Raw genomic sequence first — 14,346 nt, forward strand, 5'->3', positions numbered from 1 at the left:
CGCCCACCGGACCCGGCGGAGGGGCCTCCCCTCGGCCAGCCGGAGATCAGCTTTCTGGGTAGGCTGGGCGCATGGTGGTAGCCCAGCGTTTCGGAGCGGAACACCGGATCCTCGTCACCGGCGGTGCCGGATTCGTCCCTTCCCACCTGGTTGACGCGCTCGTCGCGCGGGGCTGCACGGTGGTCGCGGTGGACAACTTCGTCACCGGCTCCAAGGAGAACGTCGCCCACCTGGCCGACCATCCCCGGTTCACCCTGGTCGAGGCCGACGTCTCGGACGGGCTGCCCGAGCACCACCCGGCGATCGCCCAGCGGTTCGACGCCGTCATGCACCTGGCCTCGCCGGCCAGCCCCACCGACTTCGCCACGCTGCCGATCGAGATCCTCCGGGTCGGCTCGCTGGCCACCCTGCACCTGCTCGACCGGGCGGTCGCCGACCGGGCCCGGTTCGTCCTCGCCTCCACCTCCGAGGCGTACGGCGATCCGCAGGTGCACCCCCAGGTCGAGACGTACTGGGGCAACGTCAACCCGATCGGCGTGCGCAGCGTCTACGACGAGGCCAAGCGGTTCGCCGAGGCGAGCACCATGGCATACCACCGCTACCACGGGCTCGACGTCGGCATCGTGCGGATCTTCAACACGTACGGGCCCCGGATGCGGCCGGACGACGGGCGGGCGATCCCCACCTTCATCACCCAGGCGCTGCGCGGCGAGCCGCTGACCGTGCACGGCACCGGTGCGCAGACCCGGTCCATCTGCTATGTCAGCGACCTGGTCCGGGGCATCCTGCTGCTGCTCGACTCGACCGAGACCGGCCCGATCAACTGCGGCACCGAACACGAGGTGTCGATGCGGGAGCTGGCCGAGACGATCGCCGAGCTGACCGGCAGCCGGTCCCAGGTGACCTATATCACCCGGACGGCCGACGACCCCGAGATGCGCCGGCCGGACCTCACGCTGGCCCGGGAGCGGCTCGGCTACGAGCCCGAGGTGGCCCCGACCGAGGGGCTGCGCCGGACGATCGAGCACTTCAGCCAGCGGTTGGCGGGGTAGCGGAGGATACCCGGCCCCGGGCCACCCGGGCCGTGGCACCCAGAGGTTTCTTGGTTCCGCTACGTACCCTGTGGGCATGTTCGCGAGCCCTCCCCCGAACGCGGCCAACAGTCCGTACCGGATGACGGCCGGTGGATCCGCCGGCCGGGCCTCGGTGCCCGGCCCCGGTCAGCCGGCCGGGTCGAACCGGATCTCCGGCCGGGCGCAGGTGTCCGGCGTACCCGGTCAGTCCCGTCGGCACGACGCGCCGGCCGGTCCCGGCGGCGGCGGTCCCGGCGGTCCGGGTCTGCCCGGCGCTCCCGGGCGCGGCGGCCCGCGCCCCCGGTGGGGCCGGATCGCCCTGGTGGCCGGCGTCGCGGTGCTGGTGCTGGCCCTGCTGGCCGGCGGCGGCGCATGGCTCTATCTGCGCGGGCTGGACAAGGACCTGGCCCGGACGGACCCGTTCGCCGAGCTGGCCGGCGGGCGGCCCAAGTCGGTGAGCGGTGCGCTGAACATCCTGATGGTCGGCAGCGACTCCCGGGACCCGGACGCCCCGGTCGACCAGCGCAGCAAGTGGCGGGCCGACACCATCATCGTGATGCACATCCCGGCCAGCCACGACAAGGCGTACCTGGTCTCGATCCCCCGGGACCTCTACGTGCCGATTCCGGAGAACTCGAAGGCGGAGTGCGGCAGCGGCGAGCGAGGCAAGATCAACGCTGCCTTCGCCTTCGGCGGCCTGCCGCTGGCGGTACGCACCGTCGAGTGCTTCACCGACGTCCGGATCGACCACGTGATGGCGATCGACTTCGCCGGCTTCAAGGAGGTCACCGACGCCCTCGGCGGGGTCGACCTGAAGGTGGAGCGCAACATCACCTCGATCCACAAGCCGTACCGGAAGTTCGACAAGGGCGTCAACCACATGAACGGGGCCGAGGCGCTGGACTGGATCCGGCAGCGCAAGCAGTTCCCGGACGGCGACTTCGCCCGGATGCGCCACCAGCAGGAGTTCCTGCGGGCGCTGATGGACAAGGCGGCCAGCACCGGCACGCTCACCAACCCGGGCAAGCTGAACGCCTTCCTCAAGTCCGTCACCGGCGCGGTCACCGTCGACGAGGGCTTCTCCCTGGTCGACATGGCGATCCAGTTCCGCAACCTGCGCGGCGAGAACCTCCAGTTCATCACCAGCCCGCACAACGGCAGCGAGACCGTCAACGGCGAGTCGGTGGTGGTGTCCAACCGGGAGAAGGCGCTGGCCATGTACCAGGCGATGGCGGCGGACACGATGGACGACTGGGTGGCGGCGAACGTCGCGCCGACACCCACGCCCGGCAACGGCGGTTGAACCGATCGACGCGTGCACCCGTAGATGAACAGGAGCAGGTAACGTAGTTGAATTCGGGGCGACCGGCGGGTGACCGCACCTTGTCACGGCGTCCCGCCCTCACCCCTGAACCTGGAGCAGGCATGCCGGTGCAGTCCCGCCGACGTCCCCCACGGCCCGCCTCGACGGTCCCGCCCTCCCGGGCGACCGCGTCGGTGGGGCCGTCGCCGCTCGACGACTGGCCCGAGGCGCCGAACGGACCCGGTGGCAAGGCGAAGGGCGGCAAAGGCAGCGGGGGCAAGGGCGGCAAGAGCGCCCGGCGTCGCAGGACCCCGCTCTGGGCCCGCCTCACCGTCATCTTCGGTGCCGTGCTGATGCTCTCCAGCGGTGTTGCCATCGCCGGCATGCAGGTCGCGATCGACCAGGCGACCAGCACCATCCAGCAGGAGAACCTGCTCGGTGGCGCGGGCAAGTCCGAGGCCGAGGGCGGCAAGGACCTCGACGGCCCGATCGACCTGCTGCTGCTCGGCATCGACGCGCGGGCCCGGCTGGACGCCGACAACGTACGGGCCGACACCATCATCGTGCTGCACATCCCGGCCACCCACGACCAGGCGTACCTGCTCTCCATCCCGCGCGACACCGAGGTGCAGGTGCCGGCCTTCAAGAAGAGCCGGTACGGCGGCGGCACCGCCAAGGCGACCGAGGCGTTTTACCACGGTGCGCAGAACGGCGGCGGGCTGGCCGGCGGCGCGCAGTTGATGGCGGCGACCGTCAACAAGTTGACCGGGATCAGCTTCGACGGCGCGGCGATCATCAACTTCAGCGGCTTCAAGAAGATCATCGACGCCCTCGGCACCATCCCGATGTGCGTGCGCCACGAGGTCAAGTCGCACCACATGAAGTTGGTCGACGGCGAGCCGATGTGGAACCACGAGGCCGACAAGGCCCGCGGGGTCAAGAAGCCGGTGGTGCACAAGAAGGGCTGCCGGCAGATGGAGGGCTGGGAGGCGCTGGACTACTCGCGCCAGCGCTACGGCCTGCCCCGCGGCGACTACGACCGGCAGCAGAACCAGCAGCAGCTGATCAAGGCAATGGCCAAGAAGGCCATGAGTGACGGCGTGATGACCGACATCGGCAAGCTGAACCAGTTGATGAAGGCCGCCGGCGAGGCGCTGATCGTGGACACCGGGCGTACCCCGATCGCCGACTTCATCTTCACCATGCGCGGGGTGGCCGCCAACGACCTGGTGCTGCTGCGCACCAACGACGGCAACTTCGCCGGCAACGGCAGCGGTCGGGAGACCCTCAAGCCGATCAGCCAGCAGATGTTCGCGGCGGTCAAGAACGACCGGCTGGACGAGTTCATCATCAACAACCCGACAGTGCTCGCGTCGACGAAGTAGCGCCGCCCCGACGGATACCGGCGGATACCAACGGGGAAAATCGCAAAAGCCGCTGGACGTGCAAACCGGACGCCTAGCCTGAGCTGAGGAAGCTTCACTCAGCGCCGGGTCCGGGGAGGGGTCACGTTCACATCCAGGCGGGCTGCTCCGGCCTCACCCGGGCAGCCACGACGAGTTCCCGGCGCCGCCGGCCGTACCGGTAGCTCCGCAGACCGGCGCCGACGGCGGGAGACGCCGGTCTGGGCCAAGGTGGCGCTCGGGCTCGGCCTGGTCCTGCTGCTGGTCTCCGGGGCCGGCGGCGCCGGCCTGCACATGCTGGCCGACCGCTACGACAACAGCGTGGTCAAGCAACTGCTCCTCGACCCGGCCGCCCGCGGCGCCCGGGGCGACGTCGCCGGCCCGCTCAACTACCTGCTGGTCGGCTCCGACGAGCGCCCGGCCGCCAGTCCCGGCACCGACCAGCGCTCCGACACGATCATGATCGCCCACCTGCCGGCCGGGCTGGACCGGGCCTACCTGATCTCGGTACCCCGGGACCTGCTCGTCGAGATCCCGCCCGCCACCGCCGGCGGCTGGCCCGGCGGCCCGGACAAAATCAACTCGGCGTTCCAGTACGGCGGCGGCGGCCAAGGCGGCACCCGACTGCTCTCCGCCACCCTGAGCCGGCTCACCGGAATCCGCTTCGACGGCGCCGCCCTGGTCAACTTCGCCGGCTTCCAGCGCTCCATCGACCTGCTGGGCGGCATCCGGATGTGCGTCGACACCCCGGTCCGGTCGATCCACACCCGGAACCTCTTCGAGGCGGGCTGCCACCAGATGACCGGGGCGCAGGCGCTGGACTACGCCCGCCAGCGCTACGACCTGCCGAACGGCGACTTCGACCGGCAGCGTCACCAGCAGCAGCTGTTGCGGGCGATGATGGACAAGGCCACCACCGGCGACATGCTCCGCAACCCGCTCCGGCTGGACCAGGTGATCCGGGCCGTCGGCTCGTCGTTCACCGTCGACACCAACGGGGTACCCCTGGAGGACCTGATCTTCGGTCTGCGCGGGGTGCGTTCCGACGCGCTGCGTGGCATCCAGTTGCCGTCCCACGCGGAGACGATCGACGAGGTCTCGTACGTCCTACTGGACGAGCCGGCGTACTCCCTGTTCGACTCGATGGGCGGCGCCGACCTGGACAACTGGGCACGGCAGCACCCGAAGTGGGTCAACCCGCTCTAGGCCCCGCGGGGTGCGGCAGTGGCCGCCCGCCGGATGCGTCCCGGCGGCGGCAGGAGCTACCGCAAGGCCGACGGGCCCGTCAGGCTCTACCCTTGGTAACCGTGTTCGCAGCCAACGTTCCCGCGGTGACCGCCGCCGAAGTGCCCGCCGACGCCTACCTGCTCGACGTACGCGAGCCGGACGAGTGGACGGCCGGGCACGCGCCCGACGCCCACCACCTGCCGATGATGGAAGTGCCCGCACGGCTGTCCGAGATCCCCTCCGACGCCGACGTCGTGGTGGTCTGCCGCTCCGGCGGCCGGTCGGGACAGGTCGTCGGCTATCTGATGAGCAACGGCTGGGACAACGTCCGCAACCTCGACGGCGGGATGCGCGCCTGGGCCGCCGCCGGCCGCCCGCTGGCCAGCGAGGACGGGCAGCCGGCCCGGGTCGTCTGACCGCCGGCCCGGGTCGTCTGACCACCGGCCGCCGCCCGTGAGCGCGAGGACGGCGGTACTGCCGAAAGCGGCGTCGAACGGGCAGACTCGGAGCATGCCGGAACGCCCCGATTACCCCTGCCTGGTCGCCGGCCACGCCGAGGTGCTGGTGATGCTGAACGCGGGCGAGGTGGGCCTGCCGGTGCTCAACCGGCTGTTACGGGTCGCCGGGCGGGCGCTGGGGGCACCCGGGGTGGCGTTCGTCGAGTTCGGCCCGAGTGGCGGCCGGGTGGTCGGCGGCGACGGGGAGCTGGACTGGGCGGTCGGGCGCCCGATCCCGGCCCTCGACCGGCCGGCCGACGAGCGGCTCTGCGGCCCCGGGGTACGCGCGATGGACGTCGACGTCCTCCCGCCGGACCTGGCCGAGGAGTTGGACGGGCGCGGCCTGCGGCACCTGCTGGCCGCCCGGGTGGAGATCGGCGGACTGACCATCGGCAACCTGTACGCGGTCTACCCGGACGCGGAGCGCCCCGCCGACCCGGAACACCAGTCGGTACTCGGCTTCCTGGCCACCACCGCCGCACACATGTACGGCGACCAGGCCGGCCTGCCGGTGCACGGCGACGGCACCGTGGTCGCGGCCCTGGCCGACGGGCTGGCGGTCGTCACCCGGGACGGCACCGTGCAGCTCTGGAACCCGGCCGCCGAGAAGGTGACCGGGCTGCGCGCGGCCGAACTGCTGGACCGGCCGCTGCCGTTCCCGGTGCCGCCGCCGGGGCAGGTGCTCGACCACCGGCTGCCGGACGGCCGCTGGCTCAAGATCACCTCAGGCGAGCTGCCGGGCGCCGCGGCGGCCCGGGTGGTGACCTTCCGGGACAGCAGCGACCAGCACGTCCGGGACCACGACCGGGACCTCTTCGTCGCGGTGACCAGCCACGAACTGCGTACCCCGGTCACCGTGATCAAGGGGTACGCCGACACGCTCGGCACGCACTGGGAGTCGCTCTCCGACTCGGACCGCCGGCAGGCGGCCGGGGTGATCGGCCAGCGGGCCGGTGAACTGGCCCGGCTGGTGGACCGGCTGCTCGCCACCACAAACGACGCCGGACCGGTCGGCGGTTCCCCGCCGGTCCCGTTCGACCTGCTCGACGCGCTCCGGGCCGCCGCCGCCGACCTCCCGGCCGAACTCCGGCACCGGCTGGTCATCCGGCTGCCCGAGCAGCTGCCGAAGGCGCTCGGCGACCGGGCCAGCCTGGCGACCGTGCTGACCGAACTCACCACAAACGCCGGCAAGTACTCCCCGGACGGCTCGCCGGTGCTGCTGAGCGCCGAAGCCGACCGGCGGACCGTGGCGTTCCGGGTGAGCGACCGGGGAATCGGGGTACGTCCGGAGCATGTCGAGCGCGCATTCGAACGGTTCTGGCAGGGCGAGTCCGGTGACCGGCGCCGCTATCCCGGCGCTGGCCTGGGGCTCTACCTGGTACGCCGGATCGTCGAGCGGCAGAATGGCTGGGTTTCCCTCCGCCCACGCGACGGCGGCGGTACGGTCGCAGAGGTGCGGCTGCCCCGAGGCTGAACCGAGGTCGCCCGACGCTGCCGTACCCCGGCGGTCGGTCGGGGCGGCACCTGGAGTCCGGTGGTCCCTCGAGGAGGCACCTGGGGTGAACCCCTTCCAACCTGAACCGCCGTCCAGCATCTCGACCGAGCGGTCGTGGTGCCTGTTGGTGCCGCAGCACGCCCAGGGTGCCCGTACCGCCCGGCACCGGCTCGGCGCCGAACTCGACGGCACGGTCCCGGCGGCCCTGCTCGGCGACGTCGAGATGGTGGCGGCCGAACTCCTCGGCAACGCCGTACGGCACGCCCCGCCGCTGCCCGGCGGGATGATCCGGCTGACCTGGCTGCTGCGTACCAGCCCGACCGCACACACCGTCGAGATCCGGGTGACCGACGGCGGTGCCGCCGGCCCACCCCGGGTCCGACAGGTCGGACCGGCGGCGGCGGACGGCCGGGGGCTCTTCCTGGTCGCCGCGCTCGCCACCGAGTGGGGCGTCGAGCGGGACGGGCTGGGCCAGAGCGTCTGGGCCCGGCTGGTGCACCCGGCCCGGCACACCCTCACCGTCCGGTGACCACCTTTCCGCCGCGTACGAGTAGTTCCGGTCCCGCACTCCGGGTGCATGGACGAACGCGAACTCGGCCGTCGGACAGGTCCAACGGACCAGGCAAAAGATCATGGCTTCGGAGTACTAGGCTGTCTCGCCGTGGGCAAGCGTCGAAAGATCTCCCGGTCCGCCGCGACCGGTGCCAGCGGCTCCGCGAGCCCTGAGAACCAGACCGCGAAGCGGCAGAAGGTACGGGACGTCTTCGTGCCCCGGCCCTTCGAGGGGCTCACCGACGAGGTGGAGTGGATCGCGCTCCGCGAACTGGTGCCGGCGGCCTCCGCCCCGCTGACCCTGGCGCCGCACCTGGTCGAGGAGTTCGGCGACCGCCCGGTCGTCCTGGCCACCGTGCTGCCGATGGCCACGCCCGCGATCACCAAGCCGGACGGCCGGATCATGATCGGCCTCCAGCGGCACGTGCAGTCCGGCGACGTCTCCCGGGACCTGGCCGAGGCGCTGCTCTGCGCGCTGCGCACCGAGCCCGGCGGTACGGTCTCGGTGCCGGCGCTGCCCGGTGAGGGTCCCCGGCTGCCGGACGTGATCGTCGACGGGCCGCTGGAGGTCACCATGCACGACGGGTTCGAGTTCTGGCTCGACCCGGGCGCGGGCGAGGACCCCAACGTGAAGGCGTCGCTGGAGCGGGCGAACGCCTCCATCTATCCGACGGCCCGGCTGGCCGCCGCGCCGGCCGCGTACTGGTGCCAGGTCAGCGACAAGAGCCACGTCCGCTGGGTGCTCCCGGACGACGAGGACGCCGCTCTGGACGCGCTCTCCCGGCTCTCCGCCGCCGGTGAGCTGCTGCTCGGCCCGCAGACCAAGTTCGCCGGGATGTTCCGGGCACACGGCCGGCTGGTACCCGTCTGGGATGTCCCCCGGGAGGCCGCGCCCGAGTCGTGGGAGGCTCCGCTCGCGGACTGCGCGAAGCGGTACGCCGCCGCTCTTGCCGATCCGGCACCGCTGGACGCCGCCGCCCGCCGCGCCAAGCAGGGCCTACTCGGCCGCCAACTAACCCTCCGCTAACCCCCCCGGGCACACCCCCCGCAGGTGCCGGCAGGTGCCGGCAGGTGCCGGCAGGTGCCGGCAGGTGCCGGCAGGTGCCGGCAGGTCAAGATTCTTGACGAGTTGTGGTTCGGCATGCGCCATCATTCAACAAGAATCTTGACCTTCTCTCGGGGGTAGGCCGGGGCGTCAGCATTTGTTGACGGGTTGGTGTCGTCAGCATATGCTGACGACATGTCCTCGTTCGCCGATCTCGACCGTGCGGTGCACGGAAGCGATCCCGACGTCGCGTTGCGGGCGGTTGCCCGGCTGCGTCGACTTGTGGAGCAGGTGGAGGCCGAGCAGGTCGCGGCGGCCCGACGGGCAGGCTGGTCGTGGTCCGACGTCGCCGCCCGGCTGGGCGTCACCAAGCAGACCGTGCACCGGAAATACCGTGACCAGGAGGTCTGATGTTCCGAGGTGATCACCCCGAACTCCGGCGTACGGTTGCCCGCGCCCGGACCGCCGCCGCCGAACTCGACCACCCCCGAGTCGGCAGCGAGCACCTGCTCCTGGCCCTCACCGCACCCGGTCACGCAGCGCCCGGTCACACCGCAGCAGCCGCTCACACCGTCGGCGCCCTGCTCGGCCGGTACGGCGGCACCGAGCAGGCCATCCGGACCGCCGTACGCCGGGCCGCACCACTGGGCGCCGGAGCCGCCGCCGACCGCGACCTGCTGGCCCCGCTCGGTGTCGACGTGGCCGGGCTCCTGTCCCGGCTGAGCCCCTCCACACTGGACCGGACGACCCGACCCGAGCCGTTGCTGCCGTTCGGCGCGGCCCGAGCACGACGCCGGTGCGCCCGCGCCAACCCTCCCTTCGGGCTCGACGCCCAGGCGGCGTACGAAGCGTCGCTCCGACTCGCACTCGCCCGCCGGGACCGCGAACACCGACCGGAACACCTCGCCCTCGCCCTCGTCGCGCTCGACCCGGGGGTGGCGTGGGCGCTCGAAGCCGCCGCCGTGGACCGCCCGACCCTGCTCACCGAGCTGGCCGCCGCCTTCCCGGCACCGGCACGCAACCCACTGCTCCGCGCCGAGCGCCGGATCGGCCAGCGCTCCCGCGGGCACGACCTGATCCGGCGCTACCAGCACACCACCGGGCGTACTGTCACCTCGGCCGGTGCGGTCGCCACACTCATCTGCCCCTGAGGAATCGATCCGGGCACTAGCTCTTCGCGGCCAGCAACTGCAACTCCTGGAACTGCCGCTTGTCGGTGGGCTTCGGTTCGCACAGCACCCGGGCGACCTCGCTGACGCCGACGTCGCGCAGCAGCCCCACCAGGTGGTCGGGCGACCAGCGGTAGGCCGTGATCACCGTGTGGTCGAAGGACTGTGTCGCGATCGCGGGGTCGTCGGTGGCAAAGCAACTGATCAGCAGCTGGCCGCCGGGAGCCAGCACCCGGGCGAACTCCGCGACCACGGCCGGAAGATCCTTCGGCAGGGTGTGGATGATCGAGTACCGCGAGAGCACCCCGGCCAGCACGCCGTCCGCGATGTCGAGCCCTGCCATCGATCCCACCTCGAACCGCAGGTCCGGGTTGGCTTTCCGGGCCAGTTCGATCATCTTCGGCGAGGCATCGACTCCGAAGGCAGACAGCCCCAGCCCTCGCAGATGAGCCGTGACGTATCCCGGCCCGCAGCCCAGGTCGGCAACCTCGCCGTCACCACCGGCGCACACCAACTCGGCGAACGCGGCGAGCAGTGCCCGCTCCACTGGCCGGTCGCGCAGGCTGTCGGCGAACTGCTCCGCGTACAGCGTGGCGACGGCGTCGTAGGCGTCCCGGGTGGCGGGGAGGGAGTCCAGGTCGATCATTCGGGGACCGTAACCGACGCCGCTGACGTGGGGGCGGCGGGCCAAGGACCGACCTGCCTCCACGAACCAGCAGCGCCCGGCCAGTTGACCTCAACCACGATCGAGGTCCTACCTTTGCCAGGCACCTCCGCCACCAACACCTCCCAGGAGCGAACCCGGATGGCAGCGCAGCACCTTTCCGACACCCAACTCGCGGCTCAACCCGCGGCCTACTGGGCCAAGGTGGCCTACGAGTCCCTGGTCGCCTTCATCCGCGCCCGGCAGGCCGAGGCCGGCTTCACCCAGCCGCAGTTCTGGCTGCTGCGCAACCTGTCGAAGCACGACATCTCGCCCGACGGCCACGGCATGGCCGTCGCCGAGCTTCGGCAGGCGATGAGCAGTTATCTCAGGCCCGAGGACGACCTCGACGCGGAGGCGGCGGTCCTGGTCGAGCGGGGCTGGCTCACCCGGGACGGCGAGGGACGGCTCTGGATCACCGAGGCGGGCGAGCAGGCGCGCGTCGACCTCGGGAAGCATGCCCCGGCAATCCGCGACCGCATCCACCAGGGCGTCGACGACGCCGACTACGTCACGACCCTGAAGGTGCTCCGGCAGATGATTCGGAACACCGGCGGCCCGGAGATCTGACGGTTCGCCGCCGGCGGCTGCGGAGCCGAGCCCGAGGCGGGCCGGCACGCGCTGCTCGGCGTCTACCACTCGTTTGCGCAGTGCGGGCGGGCTCCGCGTGTGGGCCTCTCGGGCACCTTCTGGGGAGACGAGCCGGACCCGGCGTGACGACCACGCCGGGATCCGGTCTGTCCTCTCAGGACGACTGGCCGACCGAGCCGACCCGCTTCGCCAGCTCGACGAACGCCTGCCAATCCGCCGGCCCGAAGGTCAGCGTGCACCCGGCGCGGTCCTTGCTGTCCCGGACCAGCACCCGCCCGACCAGATTGTCAGCCATCTCGACACACGCACCCTGGTTGGAGCCGCTGCGGGTGCTCTTGCGCCACCGGGGCACCAGGTCACTCATGGTCGTCAACCGCTCTCCGGAGAAGGTCCCTGGACGGCTGCACCGGTAGGGCCAGCCCGCTGACAATCTCCCACGATACTTCCAACTGGTCCAGATCTCCCCCGTCCGTGATCACCCGACCCTGAAGCTGGTCGTCCACATAGCCGGCTCGTCGACCGGCGGGAAGCGTCGCCAGCACGAATGCGCCCTGACGGCCGGCATGCAGGTCAGCCGAACGAGGAACCACGAGGATCTGGATCTTCGGCCGCTGGCTGAGTTCCAGCAGGTGTTCCAACTGCTCCCGGCGCAGCTCGGGCGGCCCGAAGGTCAGCGCGAACTCACTGACGATCGCCGACAGGGTCGGCGGCTTGGGGCGGTCGAGGGTAGCTTTCTGCCGGTCCCGCCGGACCTGGATCGCACGGTCGACCACCTCGTCCGACAACCATCCGCCCCGCAACACGGCACGGGCGTACTCCTCGGTCTGGAGCAGGCCCGGCACGAGCATCGGCTCCCACCAGCGGAGCAGGGTGGCGCGCTCCTCGTTCTCGGTCCACGGGCGCAGCCACGGTGGTCGGGCATCCTTCCGGGCCAGTACGGCGGCTTCCTGGATCTCGCTCTCGCTGTCGAAGAACTGGTCCAACGAGGCGGCTTTCTCGGGGCGGGGAATGCCGACCCTGCTCGATCGCGGCGATCAGGGAGCGGTACCGCCCCGTTCCCATCCCGCCGACGGGAGGCAGCCAGATGAGACAGGTACGCAGCAAGGCCGAGCCCCACCACCGCCGCGCGTGGTGGCGCCTCTGGCGGTACTGCCGATGCGGTCACCGGTGGCGCTGCCCGGACACGCCCGCACTGGTGCCGGCACGCCACCGGTCGCCGGTCACGCCACCCCGGACGGAACCCGCCGGAAGCGAGCCGACCCGGCCCGAACCCGCCGGAAGCGAGCCGACCCGAGCCGGGCGGGCCGGCACGGGTGGAGTCGTTCCAGCTCCACCGCCCCGGGTGCGGGCGGTCAACCGTCGACCCGACCGGGACGCGCCGACCCGCGCACACCTGGCCAACGACCGGCCGGGTGCCCGCACTTCCGGCCAGGAGCACCGCGCCGGGCGCGGTGCCCGGGTGTGACCGGTGATCGGGCCGCCGGCACGCTGGGGAGCGGTTCGCCGCCCGTCGCCGCAGGCGCGAACAGGAGCGGCAGGTCGCCGGACACACCCCGTCGGAGAGTTACGCCTGCCAGGAGTGTGAGCATCCCTGGCCGTGTCCGCAGGCTCGGCTGGCCCTGCTCGTCGGCTTCGCGGGCGACCGGGTCGGGCTGCTGGTGTACCTCGGTGCCCATCTCGCCCGCGCCCTGCAACAGCTTCCGGACACCCACCCCGCGCTGATCGTCAGCCAACTCCTGCACTGGGTGCCCCGCCGCCGCTGACCCTGCCCTCCCTCCGCTGCTGTCGCCCCGGGTGGCCGGGGCAAGATCGTGCTAATTCGGTGAAAGAGTGGCCTCACGCCTGGCGGAGGCCACTCTTTCCCGGATCGAGCACGATCCTGCCGCGACTCCTAGCGCGGGGCGGGCGCTGGGCCGGGGACGGGGCCGGGGCCGGGGCCGGGGCCGGGGCCGGGGCGAGAGTCGGGGTCGGGCGTCGTCGCGGGATGTAGCGGGTCGCGGACCAGGGGGCAGGACATGCAGCGCGGGCCGCCCCGGCCCGAGCCGAGTTCGGAGCCGGCGATCCGGATCACCTCGATGCCGGCCCGTTCGAGCTGGGCGTTGGTCTCCACGTTGCGCTCGTACGCGACGCAGAGTCGGGGGGCCAGCGCCAGGGTGTTGTTGCCGTCGTCCCACTGCTCGCGTTCCGCCGTCACCGGGTCCAGGCCGGTGTCGATCACCCGGAGCGTGTCGAGGTCCATCGCGTCGGCCGCCGCCCGCAGGAAGGGTGCCGGCCCGTCGAGCTGGATCTCGCCGTCCGCGCCGGCCACCACCGTGTACGCCGAGAGCGTGTCCGCGATGTTCGGATACATCAGTACGGCGTCGACGTCGACCATCGTGCAGACGGTGTCCAGGTGCATGGTGGCCCGCTCCTGGGCGATCGGCACCACCAGGATGGTGTGCGCCAGTTTCGCCTCGAAGACCCGGCGGGCGAGTCGCTCGGCTCCGGCCGGGGTGGTCCGCTCGCCGACCCCGACGGCAAGCACCCCGGGGGCGAGCAGCAGTACGTCTCCGCCCTCCAGGTGCTCCAGACAGGGGCCGTACACGAAGGAGGTGCCGGCGAACCGGGGGTGGTGGCGGTAGATCGCGTCGGTCAGGCTGGTCTCCCGGCCCCGGGCCGGCATGGCCAGGCTGGTCACCGCCGCGTGGTCGCCGATCCAGGTGGAGGAGTCCCGGGTGAAGAGCAGGTTCGGCAGCGGGTCGATCACGAAGTCGAGCCGGTCCATCAGCCGGTAGACCAGGCCGCCGCCGCGGCCGCCGAGCCGCAGTTCCTCGTGGGCGAGGCCGGCGATCAGCACCCCGGCCAGCGCGGCCGGATCGAGGTACGACAGGTGTTCGGCGACCCGCCGCCGCAGGGTGTCGCCGAGTCGGGAGTCGGCGAGTACCCGCTCGGTCATCTCGGACCGCGCGTCCGTCACGGCGAGAGTCTCGGCGAGTAGCGTTCCGATGTAGAGCACCTCGACGCCGCGCCCGGTCAGCGCGGCGGCGAACGCGTCGTGCTCCTCCTGGGCCCGACCGACCCAGGGGATCGCGTCGAAGAGCAACGAGTCGTTGTTCCGGGGCGTGAGTCGGGCGAGTTCAGGTCCGGGACGATGCAGCAGTACGGTGCCGAGACGGCCGACCTCGCTGTCCACGAAATGGCTCATCTTCGCAGCGTAGGGCAGCAGTTGGCACCATCCGGGAAAACAGGCTTCGGATGAATAGGGCATTCATCCACACTCACTCCGTCGGTTCAACTTGCCGCCCCCTA

The 14,346-nt window shown here is 71.7% G+C and carries 15 protein-coding genes; 11 read left to right on the forward strand and 4 right to left on the reverse strand.

Translation table 11 applies throughout. The features are described from left to right. Positions 1 to 71: 71 nt before the first annotated feature. The 10 genes from O7626_RS33750 (at position 72) to O7626_RS33795 (ending at position 9,746) form a co-directional block, all read left to right on the forward strand. Entirely contained in the window at positions 72 to 1,052 is a 981-nt protein-coding gene (locus O7626_RS33750; RefSeq protein WP_278065036.1) for a GDP-mannose 4,6-dehydratase, read from the forward strand. Positions 1,053 to 1,128: 76 nt separating this feature from the next. Continuing rightward, positions 1,129 to 2,376 (forward strand): LCP family protein, encoded by a 1,248-nt coding sequence (locus O7626_RS33755; protein WP_278065037.1) that lies wholly within the window; start codon positions 1,129 to 1,131, stop codon positions 2,374 to 2,376. Positions 2,377 to 2,498: 122 nt separating this feature from the next. Beyond that, positions 2,499 to 3,761, forward strand: coding sequence for an LCP family protein (locus O7626_RS33760; RefSeq protein ID WP_278065038.1), 1,263 nt, complete (start codon positions 2,499 to 2,501; stop codon positions 3,759 to 3,761). 312 nt (positions 3,762 to 4,073) lie between these two features. After that, positions 4,074 to 4,985 (forward strand): LCP family protein, encoded by a 912-nt coding sequence (locus O7626_RS33765; RefSeq protein WP_278066439.1) that lies wholly within the window; start codon positions 4,074 to 4,076, stop codon positions 4,983 to 4,985. A gap of 101 nt (positions 4,986 to 5,086) precedes the next feature. Then, positions 5,087 to 5,422 (forward strand): rhodanese-like domain-containing protein, encoded by a 336-nt coding sequence (locus tag O7626_RS33770; RefSeq protein WP_278065039.1) that lies wholly within the window; start codon positions 5,087 to 5,089, stop codon positions 5,420 to 5,422. 94 nt (positions 5,423 to 5,516) lie between these two features. Beyond that, positions 5,517 to 6,977, forward strand: coding sequence for a PAS domain-containing sensor histidine kinase (locus tag O7626_RS33775; protein ID WP_278065040.1), 1,461 nt, complete (start codon positions 5,517 to 5,519; stop codon positions 6,975 to 6,977). A gap of 85 nt (positions 6,978 to 7,062) precedes the next feature. Beyond that, entirely contained in the window at positions 7,063 to 7,527 is a 465-nt protein-coding gene (locus O7626_RS33780) for an ATP-binding protein (protein WP_278065041.1), read from the forward strand. Positions 7,528 to 7,677: 150 nt separating this feature from the next. After that, complete coding sequence (locus O7626_RS33785; protein ID WP_278066440.1) at positions 7,678 to 8,577, forward strand: DUF5926 family protein; 900 nt, start codon at positions 7,678 to 7,680, stop codon at positions 8,575 to 8,577. A gap of 213 nt (positions 8,578 to 8,790) precedes the next feature. Then, positions 8,791 to 9,006 carry a helix-turn-helix domain-containing protein gene (locus O7626_RS33790; protein WP_278065042.1) on the forward strand — a complete coding sequence of 72 codons (216 nt, stop codon included), beginning with the start codon at positions 8,791 to 8,793 and terminating at the stop codon, positions 9,004 to 9,006. Next, entirely contained in the window at positions 9,006 to 9,746 is a 741-nt protein-coding gene (locus tag O7626_RS33795; protein ID WP_278065043.1) for a Clp protease N-terminal domain-containing protein, read from the forward strand. Before O7626_RS33790 ends, O7626_RS33795 begins: the two co-directional genes overlap by 1 nt. Before the next feature lie 16 nt (positions 9,747 to 9,762). Here O7626_RS33795 and O7626_RS33800 read toward each other — a convergent pair whose 3' ends face one another. Then, positions 9,763 to 10,410, reverse strand: coding sequence for a class I SAM-dependent methyltransferase (locus O7626_RS33800; RefSeq protein ID WP_278065044.1), 648 nt, complete (start codon positions 10,408 to 10,410; stop codon positions 9,763 to 9,765). A gap of 159 nt (positions 10,411 to 10,569) precedes the next feature. Between O7626_RS33800 and O7626_RS33805 the strand changes: the two genes are divergently transcribed. Then, on the forward strand, positions 10,570 to 11,037 hold the full coding sequence (locus O7626_RS33805; protein WP_278065045.1) for a MarR family transcriptional regulator: 468 nt from the start codon (positions 10,570 to 10,572) through the stop codon (positions 11,035 to 11,037). 175 nt (positions 11,038 to 11,212) lie between these two features. Here O7626_RS33805 and O7626_RS33810 read toward each other — a convergent pair whose 3' ends face one another. From O7626_RS33810 to O7626_RS33820, 3 genes are all read right to left on the reverse strand, one after another. Beyond that, positions 11,213 to 11,422: a DUF397 domain-containing protein gene (locus O7626_RS33810; RefSeq protein ID WP_278065046.1), complete on the reverse strand. Its 210-nt coding sequence runs from the start codon at positions 11,420 to 11,422 to the stop codon at positions 11,213 to 11,215. Further along, positions 11,415 to 12,041, reverse strand: a complete 627-nt coding sequence (locus O7626_RS33815; RefSeq protein ID WP_278065047.1) for a DUF5753 domain-containing protein — start codon at positions 12,039 to 12,041, stop codon at positions 11,415 to 11,417. Before O7626_RS33815 ends, O7626_RS33810 begins: the two co-directional genes overlap by 8 nt. Before the next feature lie 908 nt (positions 12,042 to 12,949). Next, positions 12,950 to 14,242: an arginine deiminase gene (locus O7626_RS33820; protein ID WP_278065048.1), complete on the reverse strand. Its 1,293-nt coding sequence runs from the start codon at positions 14,240 to 14,242 to the stop codon at positions 12,950 to 12,952. Positions 14,243 to 14,346: the final 104 nt, after the last annotated feature.

The organism is Micromonospora sp. WMMD1102, from assembly GCF_029626265.1.
Classification (GTDB): domain Bacteria; phylum Actinomycetota; class Actinomycetes; order Mycobacteriales; family Micromonosporaceae; genus Plantactinospora.

Coding starts and splice junctions, on each gene's coding strand:
- O7626_RS33750 (WP_278065036.1), top strand. CDS start 72: ATGGTGGTAGCCCAGCGTTTCGGAGCGGAACACCGGATCCTCGTCACC.
- O7626_RS33755 (WP_278065037.1), top strand. CDS start 1,129: ATGTTCGCGAGCCCTCCCCCGAACGCGGCCAACAGTCCGTACCGGATG.
- O7626_RS33760 (WP_278065038.1), top strand. CDS start 2,499: ATGCCGGTGCAGTCCCGCCGACGTCCCCCACGGCCCGCCTCGACGGTC.
- O7626_RS33765 (WP_278066439.1), top strand. CDS start 4,074: ATGCTGGCCGACCGCTACGACAACAGCGTGGTCAAGCAACTGCTCCTC.
- O7626_RS33775 (WP_278065040.1), top strand. CDS start 5,517: ATGCCGGAACGCCCCGATTACCCCTGCCTGGTCGCCGGCCACGCCGAG.
- O7626_RS33790 (WP_278065042.1), top strand. CDS start 8,791: ATGTCCTCGTTCGCCGATCTCGACCGTGCGGTGCACGGAAGCGATCCC.
- O7626_RS33795 (WP_278065043.1), top strand. CDS start 9,006: ATGTTCCGAGGTGATCACCCCGAACTCCGGCGTACGGTTGCCCGCGCC.
- O7626_RS33800 (WP_278065044.1), bottom strand. CDS start 10,410: ATGATCGACCTGGACTCCCTCCCCGCCACCCGGGACGCCTACGACGCC.
- O7626_RS33805 (WP_278065045.1), top strand. CDS start 10,570: ATGGCAGCGCAGCACCTTTCCGACACCCAACTCGCGGCTCAACCCGCG.
- O7626_RS33810 (WP_278065046.1), bottom strand. CDS start 11,422: ATGAGTGACCTGGTGCCCCGGTGGCGCAAGAGCACCCGCAGCGGCTCC.
- O7626_RS33820 (WP_278065048.1), bottom strand. CDS start 14,242: ATGAGCCATTTCGTGGACAGCGAGGTCGGCCGTCTCGGCACCGTACTG.